Origin of the sequence: Marinobacter segnicrescens, assembly GCF_900111555.1 — a bacterium.
In the GTDB taxonomy this organism is placed as follows: domain Bacteria; phylum Pseudomonadota; class Gammaproteobacteria; order Pseudomonadales; family Oleiphilaceae; genus Marinobacter; species Marinobacter segnicrescens.
The window spans coordinates 550,306-568,479 of the sequence record NZ_FOHZ01000001.1 but is presented as its reverse complement, the minus strand read 5'-3'; the positions used below and the strand labels follow the sequence as shown (position 1 = coordinate 568,479).

The following is an 18,174-nucleotide window of genomic DNA, read 5'->3' as shown; positions in this document are numbered from 1 at the left end:
GGACCTCAATGATTCAGGCAGAGTCTCAGGCGGCGTTTTCGGCGTCGTCATCGGTGGTTTCAGTGATGGCCTTGCGGCCGGCCAGTCCGTCATCGGTATCCTTGAACTGGGTCATCAGCTGGTCGCGCAGGGACTGGAAGCCCGCGTCCATGTGGCGGCGGGGCCAGGGTAATTCCACATCCAGCTCGCCCACGATGCGGCCGGGGTTCTGGGACATGATCATGACGCGATCCGCCATGGCGATGGCCTCATCGATGTCGTGGGTAACGATGACCATGGTGATGTCCAGGTCGCGGCAGATAGCGGGAACCTCTTCCTGCAGGGCGGTGCGAGTGAAGGCGTCCAGTGCGGAAAAGGGCTCGTCCAGCAGCAGGATTTCCGGATCGGTTGCCAGCGAGCGTGCCAGTGCAACGCGCTGTTGCTGTCCCCCGGAGAGGCTCTGCACATTGACGTCCCGCTTGTCATGGAGGCCCAGCATCTCCAGCAGTTCGTCCACCCGGCTGAAGGCTTCGGTCTTGGCCATGCCGGAGAAAAGCAGACCAAGCGCCGCGTTCTCCCGCACGCTCATCCACGGGTAGAGCGAGGCCTTCTGGAACATCATGTTCCACTTGGCGCTGGGCCGGGAAACCTGGTGGCCGTTGACGCGGACGCAGCCTTCAGAGGGAATCAGCAGGCCCGCCAGCATGTGCAGCAGGGTGGACTTGCCACAGCCACTGCGGCCAATCAGCGCGACCATCTCACCGGGTTCGATCCGGTTTTCGATCTTCTCCAGGGTTGGTGCCGCCCCGCGGCTGAAACGGTGGGTGATGTAGTCGAGGGAAATCGTGGCGCCCATAGTGATGCTCCGGTCAGGTATCTGGTCCGGTATCAGCAGGTTGTGTGCCACATCACTAAAGTGACGGTTATACAGCGGGTTGGCTGAAACAGTGAGGCTTTGTCAGGCATTGTCACCACCGGACAATGTCCGACAATGGCGCACTATGGGAAATGTGCACCGGGGCCGGGCGTGGACTAAGTAGTCAGACGGGATACTGGCCCTCAGATAACGTTCGCCACTCCGAACGGAATATGCACCATGGGGATATTGCCCCCGGCGGATTGCAGGTGGCTTTGCTGGTCGTCGAAGAACATGTGGGGGCGAAGCACGCTCAGGATACGGTCCTTGGTCATGCCGCCGAGGAAGAAAACCTCGTTGGCGTCGACGCCCCAGTGCTCCAGGGTAGTGATGACCCGCTCGTGGGCCGGGGCGCTGCGGGCGGTGACGATGGCGGTACGCAGGATGCGCTGGTAGTCCGGGTCAGCGTTGCTGGCCTCGTCTTCCAGTTGCTGCAGTAGGGACAGCTTGCGGAACAGGTCGGCCAGCGGGCCCGGGCTGTGGGGAACGTTGGCCCGGGAGGTTTCATGCTCGTGGAAGGCTTCCAGTTCCTGGCTTTTGTAGACCCGCTCTGAGGCATCATCGGCGATGACCCCATCGAAGTCGAAGGCAATCCTCAGCTCCACGTCGTCTTCCTCATCCACCACATGGGAGGGCAGCACTGTCCCTGCCGGGTATTCATAGGCGATCGCCTTCTGCACATCCTGTTCGTTGGACGACAGGAACAGTGACGCATTAAAGGCAGGGATATAGGGATAGGGCGACTTGCCCTCCAGGAAGGCCGCCCGGCTGATATCCAGGCCGTGGTGGGCGATGGAGCGGAACACCCGCTTGCCGGTAATGGCAGAATTGCGGGACAGCAGCACCACCTCCACCGGGCTTTTTTCCGGGAAGCGCTTGTTGATATTCAGAAACCGGCGCACAAACGGAAACGCCACACCCTTCTCCAGCGGCTGGTCCAGGTGCGCCTCCTGGTAATCCCGGTAGGCGACGGCGCCTTCCTCCTGGAACACCCGGTCTGACTCGGTCAGGTCAAACAGCGCACTGGAGGCGACGGCGATGACCAGTTTCTGTTCAATGGGGAAGGGCATGGGGCAGGGGGTCCTTATTACTTTTCGAGTCTGCTCCTGATCTTTTTGAATACTTCTTCACCGGGAATGGCTTCTCTCTTGCCAGACTCCAGTTCGGCAAGTCGAGCTTGCGCCACCTCAGCCCATTTCTCGTCAAGAGCGACCTCGGTCGGATTCAGGCTTTGTAGCAGGGATTCGATGACGTGCGCCCGTTCATCAACAGGTAGTGCGCTCGCTTCATCAATGAGTTCTTGAATACGCATATCATTCGCTTCTAGTATTGCCGGGCTAATGGCACGCCCAGCGAGAAGGGCTCCAGATGGAACCCTATCAACGGCTACAAAGATTGATTCCTGGGTATTTCAGAACGCAACTGCGCAACCTGCTCCACGGTAAGTCCAGAAATCTCAGCAATCATCTGGTCATCCATGTCAGTGCGGTCGATCAGTTTGTGCGCGGTTTCCAGGCGTGCCTTTTGGAGTCCTTCCTGTCGCCCCTCTTCACGATCTTTCTTCGACCAATGCTGCAGGTTTTCCGCTAACATGCTTTGATCCTCCACCAGGCTGTTCACGTTATCCAGATTCACGTCTGCGCTCATCCGTACCAAGTGCCGCTTAAGCCAACGGGTTATGACCCTATCCAGGCGGTGCTTGTTTGGTGCGGCTTCGATGATCGCAACGATTCGGTTGACTGCCGCTTGCAACGCCTGCCGGCTGCTGGCGAACTCTATTTCGAAAATGCCGCTGAGCGCCGACGGTCGCCCATGCAGTTCCGCTTTAGTGTATGCACCTTCATCCACCAGATAGTACCGAAGGTGCGGCTGGTACGGTCGGAGAAAGTCCGGTGGCTCCGGCACTACCATCTCGTAGATATCCTGCCGGGCCGTCCAACGCCTTGACCCATTATATAACACTACTGGAAACACGGGCGGCAACCCCTGTCCGGAACGGGCGGACTTCTGTTTTCGCAGGTGATCGTAGAAACATGCCACGTAGTGCATCAGCCGGATTGGCATGGTGTGGTCAACGGAAGACTGGAACTCCAACAGAATGTAGACGTAAACCTCCTGCAGGCAGCCTTCCCATGCCATTTGCACTGACCAGACGACATCTTCGAACTTCTCCTCGAACAGCGGGGTGATGTAGTTACCGCTATGGTTCTGAAGCGTAGAGAAATCCATTAACATGGCCAGCTCAGGCGGGGTAAAACCCTCAATCAGTTGCTGAACGAATTCCGGGTGGCTGAAAAGCTCCTTATAGCCGGTGTCATGATGATTCCTTGACATGTATTGCCTCCTGGCTGAATTCCGAATCGCGGGAAGACTATATATTTATACAGTCTTTGGCAATCGGGCAACAAAGCTCTTACTTGGTATTTCACGCACTGTCCGGAAAACCATGTAGGCAAGAAACGTTGCAGCACAGCAGTTAGACTGGGTGAATGCTCAGGGAGGAAAGAAGGCCCCTTATGAAACTCGTCTGCATCTCCGACACCCACAGCATGCACCGCCGCATACCCGAGATTCCGGATGGTGATGTATTGATCCACGCCGGCGACTGCCTGGGTGCCGGCACGCTGGAGGATGTGGCGGACCTGAACGACTGGCTGGGCACGCTGCCACATCGCCACAAGATTGTCATCGCTGGCAACCACGACTGGGTCTTCCAGGAAGCGCCGGACCATGCCCGGGAATTGCTCACCAACGCCACCTACCTGGAAGACAGCGGTATCGAGATTGAAGGCGTGCGCTTCTGGGGCTCACCCTGGTCACCCACCTTTATGGACTGGGCGTTCATGCAGGACCGGGGTGAGCCCATTGACCGTTACTGGCAGCGCATCCCGGCCAATACCAATGTGCTGATTACCCACACCCCGCCCAATGGCATCGGAGATGAGGTAGACACCGGGCTGCGTTATGAAAGCGTTGGCTGCGAGGATCTGTTGGTGAGGGTCCGCCAGGTGAAGCCGCAGGTTCATATCTACGGCCATATCCATGAAGGTTACGGCGAGCATGCCCGCTGGGACACAAGGTTTATCAATGCCAGCACCTGTGATGAGCGGTATCGACCGATTAATCCACCGATGGTTGTAGAGCTGGGGATGGGAGCGCTCGAAGCAGAAACCTCAGACTGAGCATCGAAGTATGGGACACTCGGAGGTAAGTGGCATGGCTCTCATGTCGCGGATTCCGGCATAGCGAACCCTCAAGAACTTTGTTAATTTTCCAGTTCAACAGGAAGTTGTCCGTTATTAACCGATACCCTCAGGGACGAACCATGCCTTCATCCATCTACTACCCGAACCGCGTCTGCTCATCCCGTGACATCGCCAAGATGTCCTGTCCATCTGATCTGTCGCCCGAAGACTTCGAACGGCGCCTTCTGGCAGCCAATGGCCGGCCGATCAACACCAGTAATCTGTGCGCACCACACAAACCGCTCCTGCTGCCCTCTGCCAGGCAGGACGATTCAGTGGATATCAGCCAGGTTCTGTCATGCACGCCGGAGCAACAACACACGCTGTCACATCTGAGCCATTACGCTGGCGGCGCCGCCGTAATGGGCATGGCGGATTTTCTGTGGGACACCAGGCTGTCTGACGTTATGGGTGACCTGAATACCTTTGGCGGTAACGGCATGGGTGCCGCGGTGGCCCAGTCCGACAAAGTGTTGGATGCAATCAATCGCTACGATATCGCGAACAAACGGTTTGAGGACCTGAAGAATCACCGCGCTGCACCAAGAATGGTGAACGCTGCAAAGCTACGGGCAGACGCAGCGTTCCGGGAAATGAACCAGGTTCTCTACAGCCGCTCACTGAATTACCTCAATAACAATGCGTTTCGGATGCGTCAGACCACTAACGCCACCGGCCGGCCAGTATGGGAATCCATACCGGTCCGCAACACAGCTGACGTACAGAAGCTGGCAAGGTTCGCGAAGGTAGGCCGGGTAGCGGGCCCCGGTTTTATTCTGCTTGATGGCTACCTGCGAGCAAACAGCGTTCACCATGCCTGGAAAAATGGCGACCCGACCTGGAAGCGTGAGGCCGTTGTCCAGAGTGGGGCGTTTGCTGGTGGTATTGCTGCCGGGGCCGCGATTGGCTTTGTGATAGCGTTGACGCCGGTTGGGTTGGCTGTTGCTGTGGTCGCTGCTGGCGCAGTAGCAGTCGGATCCGATTACCTCCTTAAAGGCATTTTCGGAGACTTGTACGATCTGGTAACAGAGTGGTGAACATGCCGGTGGGATTGCTTATCTCTATAGTGGCGGGAGGGGGTATGCTACTCGCAATGCTGAGCATGCTATTACTTAGGATTACTCTCACGTACCGCTTAAAGAAGAAGCTGAAACCGACTGGGGAGTACTGGCGTACCGGTACTCTCGATCTGGACTTCGGCAATACCGTTCTGTTTGCGCTGGTCTGCACGCTCCCCTTCGCGCAGAGGTCGGATTTTTACAAGGCCGTCTATCCAGACCTGGATATAAAGGCGTTTGCGAATCCGTTTGAAACGGTTTTAGCCTACAGCATGGTGACCGGGTTCGCGGTGTTTTTTATTGTGGGGCCTTTCTACTATATCTTCGCGTGATCATTTCGTTGGAGATGCGAAGCATTTGCCCGGCCGCCCCGAAAGGCGCTCCCCATAGGTGCAGCGACAGACCTCGGCAGGCCCTTTACGCGGGGTAGGCAAGTGCTCACTACCTGACGAGCGAACACTTGCCTCGTACATCCTCATCGATCGTTCAGACTATAAACCCCCGGCATTACGCCGGGGCACGTTGCTCAGATCCCGTAAGAGGTGACATCGACCTTGGAGAACACTTCCTTCCAATACAGGTCGCGGAGCTCTTCCCGGGTTTCGATGCCTTCGACCTTACCGACCCATTCATCCAGCATTTCCTTGAACTCGGCCATCCTCGCCTCGGCTTGCTGCACGTCGTACCGCTCAGCGTAGCTTGATGCCACCGTCTTGAGGTCTTGTTCGATAAAGTCCCTGGTCATCTGACGAAACTCCTCATCCGGCTCGTGGAGCGTCAGTTCCGGCTGCTCGTCGATCCTCCTCAGGGCCTCCTCATGGTCCTCCAGATAAAGCTTGGCTATCTCGGCGGCAATGGTCGCGGCACCATACAACACCGAGGTGCGATCCTCCTCTGACAGGCCTTTCCAGGCATCGGCATTCATGCTGGTGCCAACCCCGCCGAACGTGCCGCCAGGAACCCCCATGGTGACGTCGCTGGCGATCTCAATAAACTTGAAGTTGAGATAATCCGACAGGTTGTGGGCCGTACAGTCGACCACGCCCTGGTCGAGTCCTTCATAGGTTTCGTTAACCGGAATGGAAACGGGGGAGCCTCCCATGGCCGTAACCCACCGAGACCACTGGGGGCCGCCAATACGGATGCGCTTGCCTTCCATATCCTCTTTGCTGGTAATCGCACCATTGCAGAAGAGGCCGTAGGGCGAAGAACTGGCGAGCCCCAGGAATATCTGATTACGGTCATGGTGTTCCTGCAGGCAAGCGGGACAGTTGTTTATCACGTATTCGGACACTGCGCCGGTGTAGGCAAACACCGCGTCCTGCGGACTCACATCGGCAAGCTCAAGCGCCATGGTTAACTCTGTGAGCATGATGGTATTGGGGAAATCGGACGGGAAATAGGGCGTCAGCACCGTGCCCAGATCTGCCATGCCGTCCCGCAAACCGGCCGGCGTTTCCATAAAACTGAGCAGGGACTGAATGTAGGCTTTGACGGTAACGTCACCTTCCGAGTGCTCTTCAACCGCATCGGCGAAGACGTACACCGCCTTGGCACCCATGGAGTTTAACGGGGTACCGGAAGCAAAGCTGAGTTCCTTGGCGCCTGCGATATTGGCGGTAGCCAGTCCTGCGATGGCAATGCCGGTGGCAATGGTCTTGAGAGGGGGTATCGTTTTCATTGTTGTGTCCTCATTTCGTGAGGTTGGGGGTAACCACCCCTGAGGCAGAGGTGGTCGTGCAAAAAACACCCACTAGTTCACAACGTAGATGGCGGTTCGGTTTACAGCAAGGAAGCGAAAGGGTGTTTTGCGAGGCTTTTTGTCAGGTGGGGGGCGTCGTTTCCAAGGATTCCATGGAAATTCGGTATGTTAAGGGTTAACGTTCTCTTACTGGCTTTCGTTAGCTAGCGAGCATATATGAATGCCCGTGGTCACGATGCCGTTCTCCTGGAAGTCATCAACGTGGAACGTAAATGATGCAGCAGACCGGAATCTATGAGCAGCTGATCACCAAGCTCATTGAAAGCCGCCTGGATAGAAACAGGTTTTACGTTGGCGAACGCCAGCTCGACGGCAGCGAAGCGTCGGTTTGGCTGTCACGATTCCTCTCCAACATCCTGGAGTTTGCCATTGAAGCGGTGCCGTCGGGCGAAGATCGGCTGCAAGAGCAAATCGAACTCTCCAACCAGCTGCTGATGTGGCTCAAGAACCAGATTTCAGACGAAGGCTTTCTTGAGGAAAACCTTCTCGATAGCCAAGGCAAGATCCTCACCGCGCTCTACGAGTTGGAGAACCCCGTTGCTGCCAACCTTAAACAATACGTCGAAGACATTTTCCCGCTAACAGGCCTGACCCAAAGCGAATTGTTCTCCGGCAGTAATGCCGGCCTTTCACTGGAATCTGAGCTCAAGCGCGAGATTCTGTCGGCAGACAAGATTTACTGGCTGGTATCGTTCATCAAGTGGGCCGGCATCCGCATTTTCCGGAAAGAGCTGGAAGCCTTCACTGCCAGTGGGCGAGAGCTGAAAATCATCACCACGTCCTACATGGGGGCGACCGATGCCAAAGCCGTTGAGTACCTGGCCAGCCTGCCGAATACCGAAGTGAAGCTGAGCTACAACACCGAGCGTGAGAGGCTGCACGCCAAAAGCTATTTATTCCTCCGGAACACAGGCTTTCACACGGGTTACATTGGCTCATCAAACCTCTCCCGATCGGCGCTGACTAATGGCCTTGAGTGGAACCTGAAGATCACCTCTCAGGAAATTCCGCACATCATCAACAAGTCTTTGAGTACTTTCGAAACTTACTGGGCGTCAGATGAGTTTGAGCGGTTTGATGGGCAGGCTGAGAGTACTGAAAAACTCAACCGAGCTCTAAAACAGCAAAAAGGCTTGGATGCTCCAGGTACCGCCCACTATTTCGAAATAACTCCGTTCCCCCACCAGAAGGACATTCTGGAGCAGCTAGCTGTTGAGCGAGACGTGCACCAGCGTTTCCGGAACCTCGTGGTGGCCGCCACAGGCACTGGCAAGACCCTGATCTCGGCGTTTGATTTTCAGCGGTTCATGAAAGCAAAGCCGTCCGCCCGTTTTCTGTTTGTGGCGCATCGGGAAGAAATTCTGCGGCAGGCCCGCGAAGCCTATCGTGGCGTGCTGCGAAACAATGGCTTCGGCGAACTTTGGGTGGGCGGTCAGTTGCCTGAGCACTATCGCCAGTTGTTCGTGTCTATCCAGACCCTGAACAACCAGCTGGGTCAGCTGAAGCTGACGGAAGACTATTACGATTACATCGTAATCGATGAAGTGCACCACATCGCTGCATCGAGTTATCGGGCGGTACTGGAGCACTTCTCGCCCAGTATATTACTTGGCCTGACTGCAACACCGGAGCGTAATGATGACGCAGATATCCTTAGCGACTTTTGTGGAGTCATCGCTGCTGAAATCCGGTTGCCGGAAGCAATAAACCGACGTCACCTATGCCCTTTCCAGTATTTCGGTATTGATGATGATACCGATCTGCGAACTATCCCGTGGCGTCGGGGCCGTTATGAGCCCGCTCAGCTGACCAATCTGTATACACATAATCATAGCCGTGTGAAAAAGATTGTTCGCAGTTTGAGAGAGATCGTCACCGATGTAGGAAGTATGAAGGCTTTGGCCTTTTGTGTTGATCATCAGCATGCGAACTTCATGGTGGAGCAACTCCTGCTGCACGGCATCAAGGCAGACATTCTCACCAGTGACAATAGCCACGAGCGCCAACAAAAGCAGCAAGCTATTCGCTCGGGGCAAATAAACGTGCTGTGCGTGGTCGACATCTTCAACGAAGGCGTCGACATTCCGGAAGTCGATACCTTGTTATTCCTGCGCCCAACCGAAAGCTTAACCATCTTCCTGCAGCAATTGGGCCGCGGCCTGCGTTTGTCGGAGGACAAAGAATGCTGCACGGTGTTGGATTTTGTAGGCAACTCCCGTCCTGAATATGACTTTGCCAATAAGTTCAGGGCACTGGTGGGTAAGTCGGAACGCTCGATTACCGAGGAGCTCAAGCAGGGCTTTCCCCATGCACCGCTCGGTTGTCGAATTGAGCTCACCAAGAAAACCCAGGAAATGGTGCTGAGCAACATACGGCAAGCCACACTGACCATGAAGCGGTTGGTATCTCTTGTTCGCCAGTTACCGCAGCATTCCACTCAGCCACTCACGCTGAAAAACTTCATAACCCAGCATCCCTACATCGATCTGAACGAACTATATAAACGGGGCAGTTGGGCGGAACTGGTGAGCAAAGCGAAAGACGAGGACGTAGCCGATGAGTCGTCGTTCAAGCTGGCGAAAAAGGCCATCTACAATCGCATTTTGACCTGTGACGATCACCAGTATCTGCTGTTCCTCAAGAATCTATGCCAGGCAGGGTTTAGATGGGACAGCGCCAGCAATCGCCAGGCACTCATGTGCCATTATGACTTCTGGCAGAAATCCGGGCCACAGCTGGAGTTTGATTCGATTGCCCAAAGCCTGGCGGAACTCAGTAAGCTGGGGCTGGAACAGGAGCTAGTGGACGTGCTCGACTGGAAACTGGCGAAAACCAAGCACGAACAACCGGCCATGCCGGAGTTACAGGCAGTTCCGCTGCGACTGCACGCCCGCTATTCCCGAGAGCAGATTCTGGTTGGCTTTGGTGCCATGACGTTCGAGCACCAGCCGCCATCGAGGGAAGGTGTTTATGTCATTCCGGATCAGAATATTGAGCTCCTGTTTGTGACCCTGGATAAGAACGAAAAGCAGTTCTCCCCAACCACCATGTACCACGACTACGCCATCAACGAGCGGTTGTTCCACTGGCAGTCGCAAAACAGCGCGCGACCAGACAGAGGGAAGGGGAAGAACTACATTCAACACCGTGCCATAAACAAACGGTTAATTCTGTTTGTAAGAGAGAAGGCCAAAGACGAATATGGTCGCACGATGGGGTTTGTGAATTACGGTGAGGTCGATTACGTGTCGCATACTGGCTCGCAGCCCATGAATGTTACCTGGAAGCTTCGGACGCCAATGCCCAACTTTATGTGGCAACAGGCGGCAAAGCTGGCCTCAGCATGACCTACGCCCCCTACAATAAAAACGCCCAAAAGTTCTTCAACCAATACCAGTCCCTGACCTTCGAACAGGTCCACAGCGACTGGTTTCCCCTGCTGGAGAAAAGCTCCGGTCTGGCACTGGATGTCGGTGCGGGCAGCGGCCGCGATGCGCTGGCACTGGCTGAGCGCGGCTGGGATGTCGTCGCCGTGGAACCCGCAGGGGAGTTACGCCGCTTGGGTGAAGCGGCTACCGTCCATCGGAGTATTCAGTGGGTCGACGACAGCCTGCCGGATCTGGCCGAAATCCGTAAACTCAGTTACCGCTTTGACCTGATTCTGGTATCGGCCGTGTGGATGCACATTGCCCCCTCTTCCCGGGAGCGGGCGTTCCGGATTCTGACGGAGTTGCTGGCACCATCGGGCACTTTGGTCATCACCCTGCGGCATGGTCCCGGCGATGGGGAGCGGGTCTTTCATGAGGTCAGCAAGGCAGAGCTGGATGGTTTTGCCCGGCATCGGGCGGTGGTGCCTGTGCCGTTGGTTGGCAGCACGGCGGCAGACCAGTTGGAGCGGCCGGAAGTATGGTGGGAAACGGCGGTTTATCGTCTGCCGGATGATGGCACCGGGGCGCTGCCCACGCTCCGGCATATCATCGTTAACGATGATAAATCCTCCTCTTACAAGCTGGGGCTTTTGCGCACCCTGGTTCGGTTGGCTGACAGCTCGTCGGGGCTTGTAATCAACCGAACAGACGACTGGGTCGATTTACCCTTGGGAGCTGTTGGCCTGTTCTGGCTGATGCAGTATCACCCGCTGGTTTTACGGCACCGGTTGCGGCAGGCGCCTGGCTCGAAGGGTTATGGATTCGCTGGCGAGGACTTCTATGCGCTGGAGCAGTTGTCGCCACTGGATTTCAGGCCAGGGTTGTCGTTGTCGGCTGTGCACGGCCCCCTGGTCATGCGCGCAATCAGGCAGGCCGCTGCCAATATCCTCAAGAACCCCGCCCACTTTACAACCTGGCCAGGAACCAATCGGCCCGTCTTCGAGGGGGCTGCCAACCGCATACGTATTCGTGAAGAGCCGGTTACGCTGGACCGGGAAACACTGTCCCGGTTCGGGGTATTCCGGGTGCCTGCCATGCTGTGGGATACCTTCAGCCGCTATGCCTGCTGGGTGGAGCCCGCCATTGTTAACGAATGGGTCAATCTGATGTCCGGCTGGGAGGTGCGATACTCCACAGAGATTTATCACAAGGCGCTGCAATGGGCGGAAGGCCGGCGGGATACGTCCCTGATGCGAAAGCTGGTGGAGCAGCAACTGGCGGAGGGCAGGGTAGAGTGCGTCTGGACGGCACGTAACCTGTCCCAGCAACGGTATGACATTGACCACTGTTTCCCCTGGTCGCGCTGGAGCAACAATGATTTGTGGAACCTGTTGCCGGCTTCCCAGATGGCCAATGCCGCCAAGTCCGAGAAGTTGCCGTCCGATGCTTTGCTGAAACAGGCTCGCCCAAGGGTGACCGAGTGGTGGGAACGAGCCGTTATCGGAACCGAGATCGAGTCCCGGTTCTTTGCAGAGGCCGAAGCCGCATTGCCTTTGTTGGGTGAGAGCCGTTCTCTTGACTCGGTTTTCGAGGGCATGCTCCAGCAACGCCTGCGGCTGAAAACCAACCTTCAATTGGCTGAATGGCTGGGGGTGTAATTGTGCTCCGGCCCTACCGCGTCGCCGTCTACGGCACCCTGAAACGCCACCAGTCAAACCACCGAGTTCTCGCCGGTTCCCGGTTAGTGGGTGAGTGCTCGCTGAATTCCATCGTGCTCTATGACCTGGGGCCGTACCCCGGGGCGAAGCTGGAGCGCAGTCAGGGTGTCTTGATTGAGGTTTACGAGGTCGACGGTCCTACCTTTGCCCGGCTGGATGCGCTGGAAGGTTATGATGCCGCTTCGCCTGCTATGGGCCTGTATGACCGCAAGCTTTTAGACACGCCCCTGGGCAGGGCCTGGGTGTACATCTACAACCACGCTGTGTCCAAGGGCGGTGAGATCCGGGTGGGTGGATGGCCGCAATAGCTTGTTGCCAGAGCCCAAGCGGATCGTCTGTGGCCCGGCCTCAACGCATGGCTTTCAGCGCCTTCGCCCATTTGGCCATTTCTTCCAGCATGGTGTTGGCAGAGCTGGTATGCATATCGGCCGCGGCAAAGCTGCCGTCATCGGCCAGGTTTTCCCAGGGCATCTGCACCATAACGCATTCCACCATGGGCATCATTTTTACCGTGGTGACCAGGTTCTTGGCGGCCTGGGCAGAGCGTAAGCCCCCGGATACGCCACCGTAACTGACGAAGCCGCAGGGCTTGTAGTTCCATTCGTTGTAGACGTAGTTGACGGCATTCACGAACGAGGGTGGCGGGTTGAAGTTGTATTCCGGCATCACAAACACATAGGCATCGGCACTGGCCACGCTTTCGGACCAGGCCCTGGTGTGGTCGTGCTCGTACTTCTGGGTACGCGGGTGGTTGGGTTCGTCATAAATCGGAAGGTTGAAGCTGGCCAGGTCGACCAGTTCGCTGTCGAATGCTCCGTGGGTACCGGCAACCTCGTGAAACCACTCGCCGACAGATGGGCCGATACGCCCGGGGCGGGTGCTACAGATGATGGTTTGGAGTTTGAGCGACATGATCGGAAATCTCCTTTTTGAGCCACTGCATGGGGTGATGAAGTTATTCGCTTACTAACTTAATCTAGCGCCGTTTCGAACATAATGATATCGGGGCTTTTTGGCAGAGTTGTTCAACCGATTCGACGGTTGATTCGATCTTTGATTGCCACTCGACGCCCGGCATGGGCATCTCTATAATCCGCCACTCCGCAGGAGAGAGGGCTGAGAGCCCCGCCGAAGGCGCAAACTCCCATAAACGCTCAGGCACAGGTACTGCGGGCATTTTTTAACGCCGTCTGGAGAGAGGCTGCACAGCAGCCCACCGAAGGGGCAAGCAGGGTCAGGCCCTGTACACTCTCAGGTATCAGGGACAGGGGGAGAGGCCACAGAAACGCAGGAGTGCTGTGTGCTGACCTCTATCTATATGATTGCCATTACCGCCGAAGCCATGTCCGGAGCGCTGACTGCCGGCCGGCGGAACATGGATCTGTTCGGTGTTGCCGTGATTGCCTTTTTCACGGCCCTGGGCGGTGGCACGGTGCGGGATATCCTGCTGGGTAACTTCCCGGTTACCTGGACCCAGCACCCCCTCTACATCTATATGACGATTACCGGCGGTCTGGTAACCATTGTTATCGCCCGGTTCATGCGCCACCTTCATCAGCTGTTTCTCGTGCTTGACGCCATTGGCCTGGTGGCCTTTACCGTGATTGGCTGCAATGTGGCCCTCAGGCTGGGCTATGAGACGGTCGTGGTGGTCATGGCAGGAATAACCACAGGGATTTTTGGCGGCATTATCCGGGACATCATGTGCAATCGGACTCCCCAGGTACTGCGCCACGAGCTCTACGCCAGCGTTTCCCTGGTGGTGGCGCTGTTCTATCTCACCCTGCTGAACCACGGGGTGGGCGAAAACATCACCCTGCTGGCGGCGTTCAGCCTTGGGCTGTTGCTGCGGATGTCTGCCATCCGCTGGAAGCTGTCGCTGCCGGTGTTCAGTTATTCCCGCGCCCGCTGGGATTGAGGTGGTTTAAACAAGCCGTGTATACCTGAATCAGGGGGTGCCGAATTTGTTTATACCATTCGCTTAAGCACAGCCTCGCCCCGGAAGTGGTGCAGCAGAGTCATGCCGATGTGCCCGATGATCAGGACCGTCATGGACGAGACCAATACAGGACTGTATTCAGCCAAACCGGAAGGCTGAAAGTTGTGTTTTGAGTACCTGCCCGGACCACGGTTTCTGCCCGGTGTCGTCACCTGCGGCGCCGGCGGCCACCATCAGTGGCAACAGGTGTTCCTCGTGCCCTGACGGGTGGCACTGGTGGGCATAGGGTGCTGAGCTCCAGTGGTCGAGCCTGTCCTCCCTTTGCGCCGCTGGCGCTTCCATAGTCTCGCTCAGCCAGGCGTCAAAAGCCTCGGAAAGCGGCGTGAAGTGAGGGTCGCCGTAGCCGCGCATATTATGAAAACTCATGCCGCTGGCGATGATCAGTACGCCCTCCCTGCGCAGCGTCTCCAGGGCCTTGCCGGCCCGCTGGTGGGTTGCAGGGTCCAGGTCGGCGCGCAGGGAAAGCTGCACAACCGGAATGTCAGCGGCGGGGAACATCAGCTTCAGCGGGATAAACATGCCATGGTCAAATCCCCGCTCCCTGTTCTGCCGGCAGGACAGTCCTGACTGGGCCAGAAGGCCGGTAACCCTTTGTGCCAGCGCCGGATCGCCCGGGGCGGGGTAGGTCAGCTCGTAGGTATGTTCGGGAAAGCCGTAATAGTCGAAGATGAGCGCGGGCTGTTTGCCGGCGGTCACGGTGAAATCTTCTGTCAGCCAGTGGGCGGATACCATGAGGATGGCCCGTGGTTTTTCTGGCAACGATGAGTGAATGTTGCGCAGAAAATCTGCCATACCATGCCAGGCGTCAGCGGGTGTCCAGTCCATAAAGAAGCACGGGCCCGCGCCATGGGGAATGAAAAGGACCGGCTGGGTAGCGGGTGCAGCGGAGAACGCTGGATTCGCCATGGTTGGTACCTCGCTGGATATTGCGATTGATCAATAGCTGGTAATTTACGTTTTATTCGCGGGTGCGAGAACCTGCTAAAATCGGAAAACACCTTTAACCAGGAGTGTGAAATAGAATGCTGGACCGCTTTATCAGCATGAGGGTGTTCGTACAGGCGGCCACCCATGGCAGTCTTTCTGCTGCCGGCCGGGTGATGGACATGTCTCCGGCCATGGCTACCAAGCATATGGATGCGCTGGAGGCTCGGCTGGGCGTGAAGTTGCTGCACCGCACCACCCGCAAGCTGACACTGACGGATGCGGGCACGGAGTTCCTGGAGTCGTGCCGCAGCATTCTGCAGGAGCTGGACGAGGCGGAAGCCGAAGTCAGCGTACAGCGCACGGAAGCCGTCGGACGACTGCGCATGAATCTGCCCCACTCTTTCGGCACACGTTTTATTGCGCCCCTGTTACCGGAGTTCAGTCGTCGTTATCCCGGAATCGATGTAGAGGTGGGGCTCAGCGATGCGCAGCATGACCTGATACGGGAAGGCTGGGACCTGGGCGTTCGTATTGGTCACCTGGCGGACAGTTCGCTCAAGGCCCGTCGGCTGGGCAACTGTCAGCTATATGTGTGTGCCTCACCCGACTACCTGGCGCGGCACGGCCGACCTCGCCGGGTGGCGGACCTGGCTGAGCACAACTGCCTTGGCTATACCTTGTCGCCCCTGCAGGGCAAGGGCCCCTGGGCCTTCGGTCGCCAGGGGGATATCAAGGTGCCGGTGCACGGCAATCTGACAGCCAATAATGGCGATGCCTTGCTGGCTGCGGCTGTGGGCGGGCAGGGCATCATCTACCAGCCGGACTTTATCGTGGACCGGGCGATCGCCAAGGGTGAACTGGTGTCACTGGAGCTCGACCAGCCGTTGGTGGAGCTTGGCGGGCTTTATGTGATGTTTCCGCCGGATCGCCGTTTGCCAGCCAAGGTCCGGCTGATGATCGACTTCCTGGTTGAGCAGTTTGTGGGTTCACCCGCCGGATAAAAAAATACCCCGGTACCAGCGGCACCGGGGCGAGGCCTTGAACCGGGAGATGGTCCAGGTCAAGGAGGCAACTTCAGCAAGTCACCGAAGGGTTCTTTTGTTGATTGTCAGCCGTTATCGCGTTTCCAGTCCCGCTTGATCTTCTTGGCCAGGGACCACTTGTGGACCTCGGTGGGGCCGTCGTATACGCGGAAGGCGCGGATTTCACGGAATACCTGTTCCACGATGGTGTGCTCGGTCAGGCCGTTGCCGCCCATTACCTGGACGCAGCGGTCGGCAATGCGCATCAGGGCTTCACTGACGGCGACCTTGGCCATGGAACTTTCGGTGCCGCCTTGTTCGCCCCGGTCCAGCACGCTGGCGCACCAGTCGATCATCAGCTGGCATTGCTGCAGGTCGATCTTGTTCTCAGCCAGCATGAAGCCGACACCTTCGTGGTCAATCAGCTGCTTGCCGAAGGCCATGCGACGGTTAACGTAGTCGGTGGCAATCTCGTTGGCGCGGATACAGGCACCCAGCCAGCGCATGCAGTGTGACAGGCGGGCCGGTGCCAGGCGTACCTGGGCGTAGCGGAAGCCGTCGCCGGCTGCGCCGAGCATCTGTTCTTCCGGCACCCGCAGGTTCTTGATAGTCAGTGTGGCATGGCCCCCAGGCATGGAGCTGTCCATGGTATTGGGCACGTTATCGATCTGGATCGCCGGGTTTGGCAGGTCCACCAGGAACATGCTGGCCCCTTCCGGCGCCTTGGCCATGATGATGCCGACACCCGCGCCCTGGGCACCGGTAATAAACGCCTTGCGACCGTTGATGACCCACTCGTCGCCGTCTTTGTGGCACTCGGTCATCATCATGGACGGGTCAGACCCCGCACCACCTTCCTGGGACGGCTCGGTCATGAAGAACGCGGAGCGCTTCTCGCCAGCCACGATGGGTTTCAGGAAGCGTTCCTTGATCAGGTCGCTGCCCATCTTGCCCAGCAGGAACATGTTGCCTTCGTCTGGTGCGGCCGTGTTACAGGCCAGCGGGCCAAGGGGAGAGAGACCGCTGCGGATCAGCACCATGGCGGTGCCACGCTGGCTCAGGTGACCGCCTTCCGGGAAGATGTGGGGTGTCAGTACGCCGGCCTCCCGGGCCTTGGCGCGCATTTCCTGGGTCAGCTCATCGGTAGGGCAGTCGTGGTGGTCCCGCCGCGGGTCGCTTTCATAGGGAATGACCACATCGCGAACAAACCGTTCGACTTTCTCGGCGATTTCTTCCGCCCGAGCCCGGTCCGGAAAGCTGTCGTCTGTTATCGGGTCCATGGTGGTGTTTGTCATTGTTATCTCCGGCAAAGGTCTTGCAGGCAGTTCGCTCCGTTGAAGGGAGGCGATGCCGATCAGTCTGGTATAGGTCTCATTGTGGCTTCGTGGGCCATAACTGCCATCGTCGTTATGGACGAAATAGTGCGAGCGCTCTATAGATTAAAGCGAGGTGATTGGCCAGACAAGGACTTTTATTAAGGAGGTGGATAAGGGTTGGAGTGCGGATTGACCTGGAGTGGAAACGGCGGGTGGTTCCGCAGGGCCTGGTGGCAAAGCAAGGGCTCTTGAGCTTTACTGTGTTTGTCGTCCACATCGCTTCGCAGGAGGTTTGCGATGAACAGAATTGTGCGATTTGTCGCCGTTTCCATGATGCTCGTTGCACCGGTTGCCCTGGCTCAGGGGCAGGGCAGTCAGGGGCGGCCCGCGGGCACCATGATGTCCCAGGAACAGATGCAGCAAATGCAGCAAAATATGTCCCGTATGCAGGAGATGAACCAGAGAATGCGGGGCGATACCGGTCAACAGCGCGAGCAGCGGAATGAGTTGATGCAGCAGCATATGGAGCAGATGCAGCAGCACATGCAGATGATGCGGGGCATGTCCGGGCCGCAGGGAATGATGAATAACCAGGGTATGGGAAATCGCCAACAGGGCGGTAACAGCCCGGGCATGCGGAATAACCAGGGCATGTCCCCAGGTCAGGGCGGCCCGGGACAAGCCGGCTCCGGGATGAACACTGATGAACGCGTTCAGCTCATGGAGCAGCGCATGGACCAGATGCAGCTGATGATGGAACAGATGCTGGAGCACCAGCGTCAACTTCAGCGTGACTTGCGGTAACGTTTAACCCAAGTAGATTGTCGTAATGGTCGGGGCCTGCCGGCCCCGGCCATTCCGAAA

Annotated in this window: 17 protein-coding genes and 2 riboswitches; of the genes, 9 read left to right on the top strand and 8 right to left on the bottom strand. The window is 57.3% G+C overall.

What is annotated here, in order from left to right; genetic code table 11:
• Positions 1–25: 25 nt before the first annotated feature.
• From BM036_RS02560 to BM036_RS02545, 4 genes are all read right to left on the bottom strand, one after another.
• Complete coding sequence (locus BM036_RS02560) at positions 26–835, bottom strand: ABC transporter ATP-binding protein (RefSeq protein ID WP_091848631.1); 810 nt, start codon at positions 833–835, stop codon at positions 26–28.
• Between the two features lie 203 nt (positions 836–1,038).
• On the bottom strand, positions 1,039–1,965 hold the full coding sequence (locus tag BM036_RS02555; protein ID WP_091848630.1) for a 5'-nucleotidase: 927 nt from the start codon (positions 1,963–1,965) through the stop codon (positions 1,039–1,041).
• Between the two features lie 17 nt (positions 1,966–1,982).
• Positions 1,983–2,207 (bottom strand): addiction module protein, encoded by a 225-nt coding sequence (locus BM036_RS02550; protein ID WP_091848629.1) that lies wholly within the window; start codon positions 2,205–2,207, stop codon positions 1,983–1,985.
• Between the two features lie 74 nt (positions 2,208–2,281).
• Entirely contained in the window at positions 2,282–3,229 is a 948-nt protein-coding gene (locus BM036_RS02545; protein ID WP_091848628.1) for an Rpn family recombination-promoting nuclease/putative transposase, read from the bottom strand.
• A gap of 182 nt (positions 3,230–3,411) precedes the next feature.
• Between BM036_RS02545 and BM036_RS02540 the strand changes: the two genes are divergently transcribed.
• The 3 genes from BM036_RS02540 to BM036_RS02530 all read left to right on the top strand — a co-directional run bounded on the left by BM036_RS02540 (position 3,412) and on the right by BM036_RS02530 (position 5,530).
• Positions 3,412–4,077: a metallophosphatase domain-containing protein gene (locus tag BM036_RS02540; protein ID WP_091848627.1), complete on the top strand. Its 666-nt coding sequence runs from the start codon at positions 3,412–3,414 to the stop codon at positions 4,075–4,077.
• A 143-nt stretch (positions 4,078–4,220) separates the two neighbouring features.
• Positions 4,221–5,177: a hypothetical protein gene (locus tag BM036_RS02535; protein WP_091848626.1), complete on the top strand. Its 957-nt coding sequence runs from the start codon at positions 4,221–4,223 to the stop codon at positions 5,175–5,177.
• A 44-nt stretch (positions 5,178–5,221) separates the two neighbouring features.
• Positions 5,222–5,530: a hypothetical protein gene (locus BM036_RS02530; RefSeq protein WP_143066554.1), complete on the top strand. Its 309-nt coding sequence runs from the start codon at positions 5,222–5,224 to the stop codon at positions 5,528–5,530.
• Positions 5,531–5,724: 194 nt separating this feature from the next.
• Here the strand turns inward: BM036_RS02530 and BM036_RS02525 are convergent, their stop codons facing one another.
• The gene (locus tag BM036_RS02525) at positions 5,725–6,879 is read right to left on the bottom strand and encodes a C4-dicarboxylate TRAP transporter substrate-binding protein (RefSeq protein WP_091848624.1); all 1,155 of its coding nucleotides are present in this window, start codon (positions 6,877–6,879) and stop codon (positions 5,725–5,727) included.
• Positions 6,880–7,175: 296 nt separating this feature from the next.
• Between BM036_RS02525 and BM036_RS02520 the strand changes: the two genes are divergently transcribed.
• Genes BM036_RS02520 through BM036_RS02510 form a run of 3 tightly spaced genes read left to right on the top strand, consistent with a single transcriptional unit; the run spans position 7,176 to position 12,354 of the window.
• On the top strand, positions 7,176–10,307 hold the full coding sequence (locus tag BM036_RS02520) for a DEAD/DEAH box helicase (RefSeq protein ID WP_091848702.1): 3,132 nt from the start codon (positions 7,176–7,178) through the stop codon (positions 10,305–10,307).
• The gene (locus BM036_RS02515) at positions 10,304–11,986 is read left to right on the top strand and encodes a class I SAM-dependent methyltransferase (RefSeq protein ID WP_091848623.1); all 1,683 of its coding nucleotides are present in this window, start codon (positions 10,304–10,306) and stop codon (positions 11,984–11,986) included. Before BM036_RS02520 ends, BM036_RS02515 begins: the two co-directional genes overlap by 4 nt.
• A 2-nt stretch (positions 11,987–11,988) precedes the next feature.
• Entirely contained in the window at positions 11,989–12,354 is a 366-nt protein-coding gene (locus BM036_RS02510) for a gamma-glutamylcyclotransferase family protein (RefSeq protein ID WP_245742414.1), read from the top strand.
• Positions 12,355–12,394: 40 nt separating this feature from the next.
• On the opposite strand, the gene BM036_RS02505 is transcribed toward BM036_RS02510, so the two are convergent.
• The gene (locus BM036_RS02505; RefSeq protein WP_091848621.1) at positions 12,395–12,958 is read right to left on the bottom strand and encodes an NADPH-dependent FMN reductase; all 564 of its coding nucleotides are present in this window, start codon (positions 12,956–12,958) and stop codon (positions 12,395–12,397) included.
• Between the two features lie 182 nt (positions 12,959–13,140).
• Positions 13,141–13,226: riboswitch (glycine riboswitch) on the top strand.
• Positions 13,227–13,324, top strand: a riboswitch (glycine riboswitch). It abuts the riboswitch before it with no gap.
• 40 nt (positions 13,325–13,364) lie between these two features.
• On the opposite strand from BM036_RS02505, the gene BM036_RS02500 reads away from it, so the two are divergent.
• On the top strand, positions 13,365–13,964 hold the full coding sequence (locus BM036_RS02500; RefSeq protein ID WP_245742431.1) for a trimeric intracellular cation channel family protein: 600 nt from the start codon (positions 13,365–13,367) through the stop codon (positions 13,962–13,964).
• A gap of 159 nt (positions 13,965–14,123) precedes the next feature.
• On the opposite strand, the gene BM036_RS02495 is transcribed toward BM036_RS02500, so the two are convergent.
• A complete protein-coding gene (locus tag BM036_RS02495; protein ID WP_091848619.1) occupies positions 14,124–14,951 on the bottom strand; it encodes a DODA-type extradiol aromatic ring-opening family dioxygenase in 828 nt (275 codons plus the stop codon).
• A 116-nt stretch (positions 14,952–15,067) separates the two neighbouring features.
• Between BM036_RS02495 and BM036_RS02490 the strand changes: the two genes are divergently transcribed.
• Positions 15,068–15,973, top strand: a complete 906-nt coding sequence (locus BM036_RS02490) for a LysR family transcriptional regulator (protein WP_091848618.1) — start codon at positions 15,068–15,070, stop codon at positions 15,971–15,973.
• Between the two features lie 107 nt (positions 15,974–16,080).
• On the opposite strand, the gene BM036_RS02485 is transcribed toward BM036_RS02490, so the two are convergent.
• A complete protein-coding gene (locus tag BM036_RS02485; protein ID WP_245742413.1) occupies positions 16,081–17,289 on the bottom strand; it encodes an acyl-CoA dehydrogenase family protein in 1,209 nt (402 codons plus the stop codon).
• A 318-nt stretch (positions 17,290–17,607) separates the two neighbouring features.
• Here BM036_RS02485 and BM036_RS02480 point away from each other — a divergent pair, with 318 nt between their 5' ends.
• A complete protein-coding gene (locus BM036_RS02480; RefSeq protein ID WP_091848617.1) occupies positions 17,608–18,114 on the top strand; it encodes a hypothetical protein in 507 nt (168 codons plus the stop codon).
• Positions 18,115–18,174 lie beyond the last annotated feature (60 nt).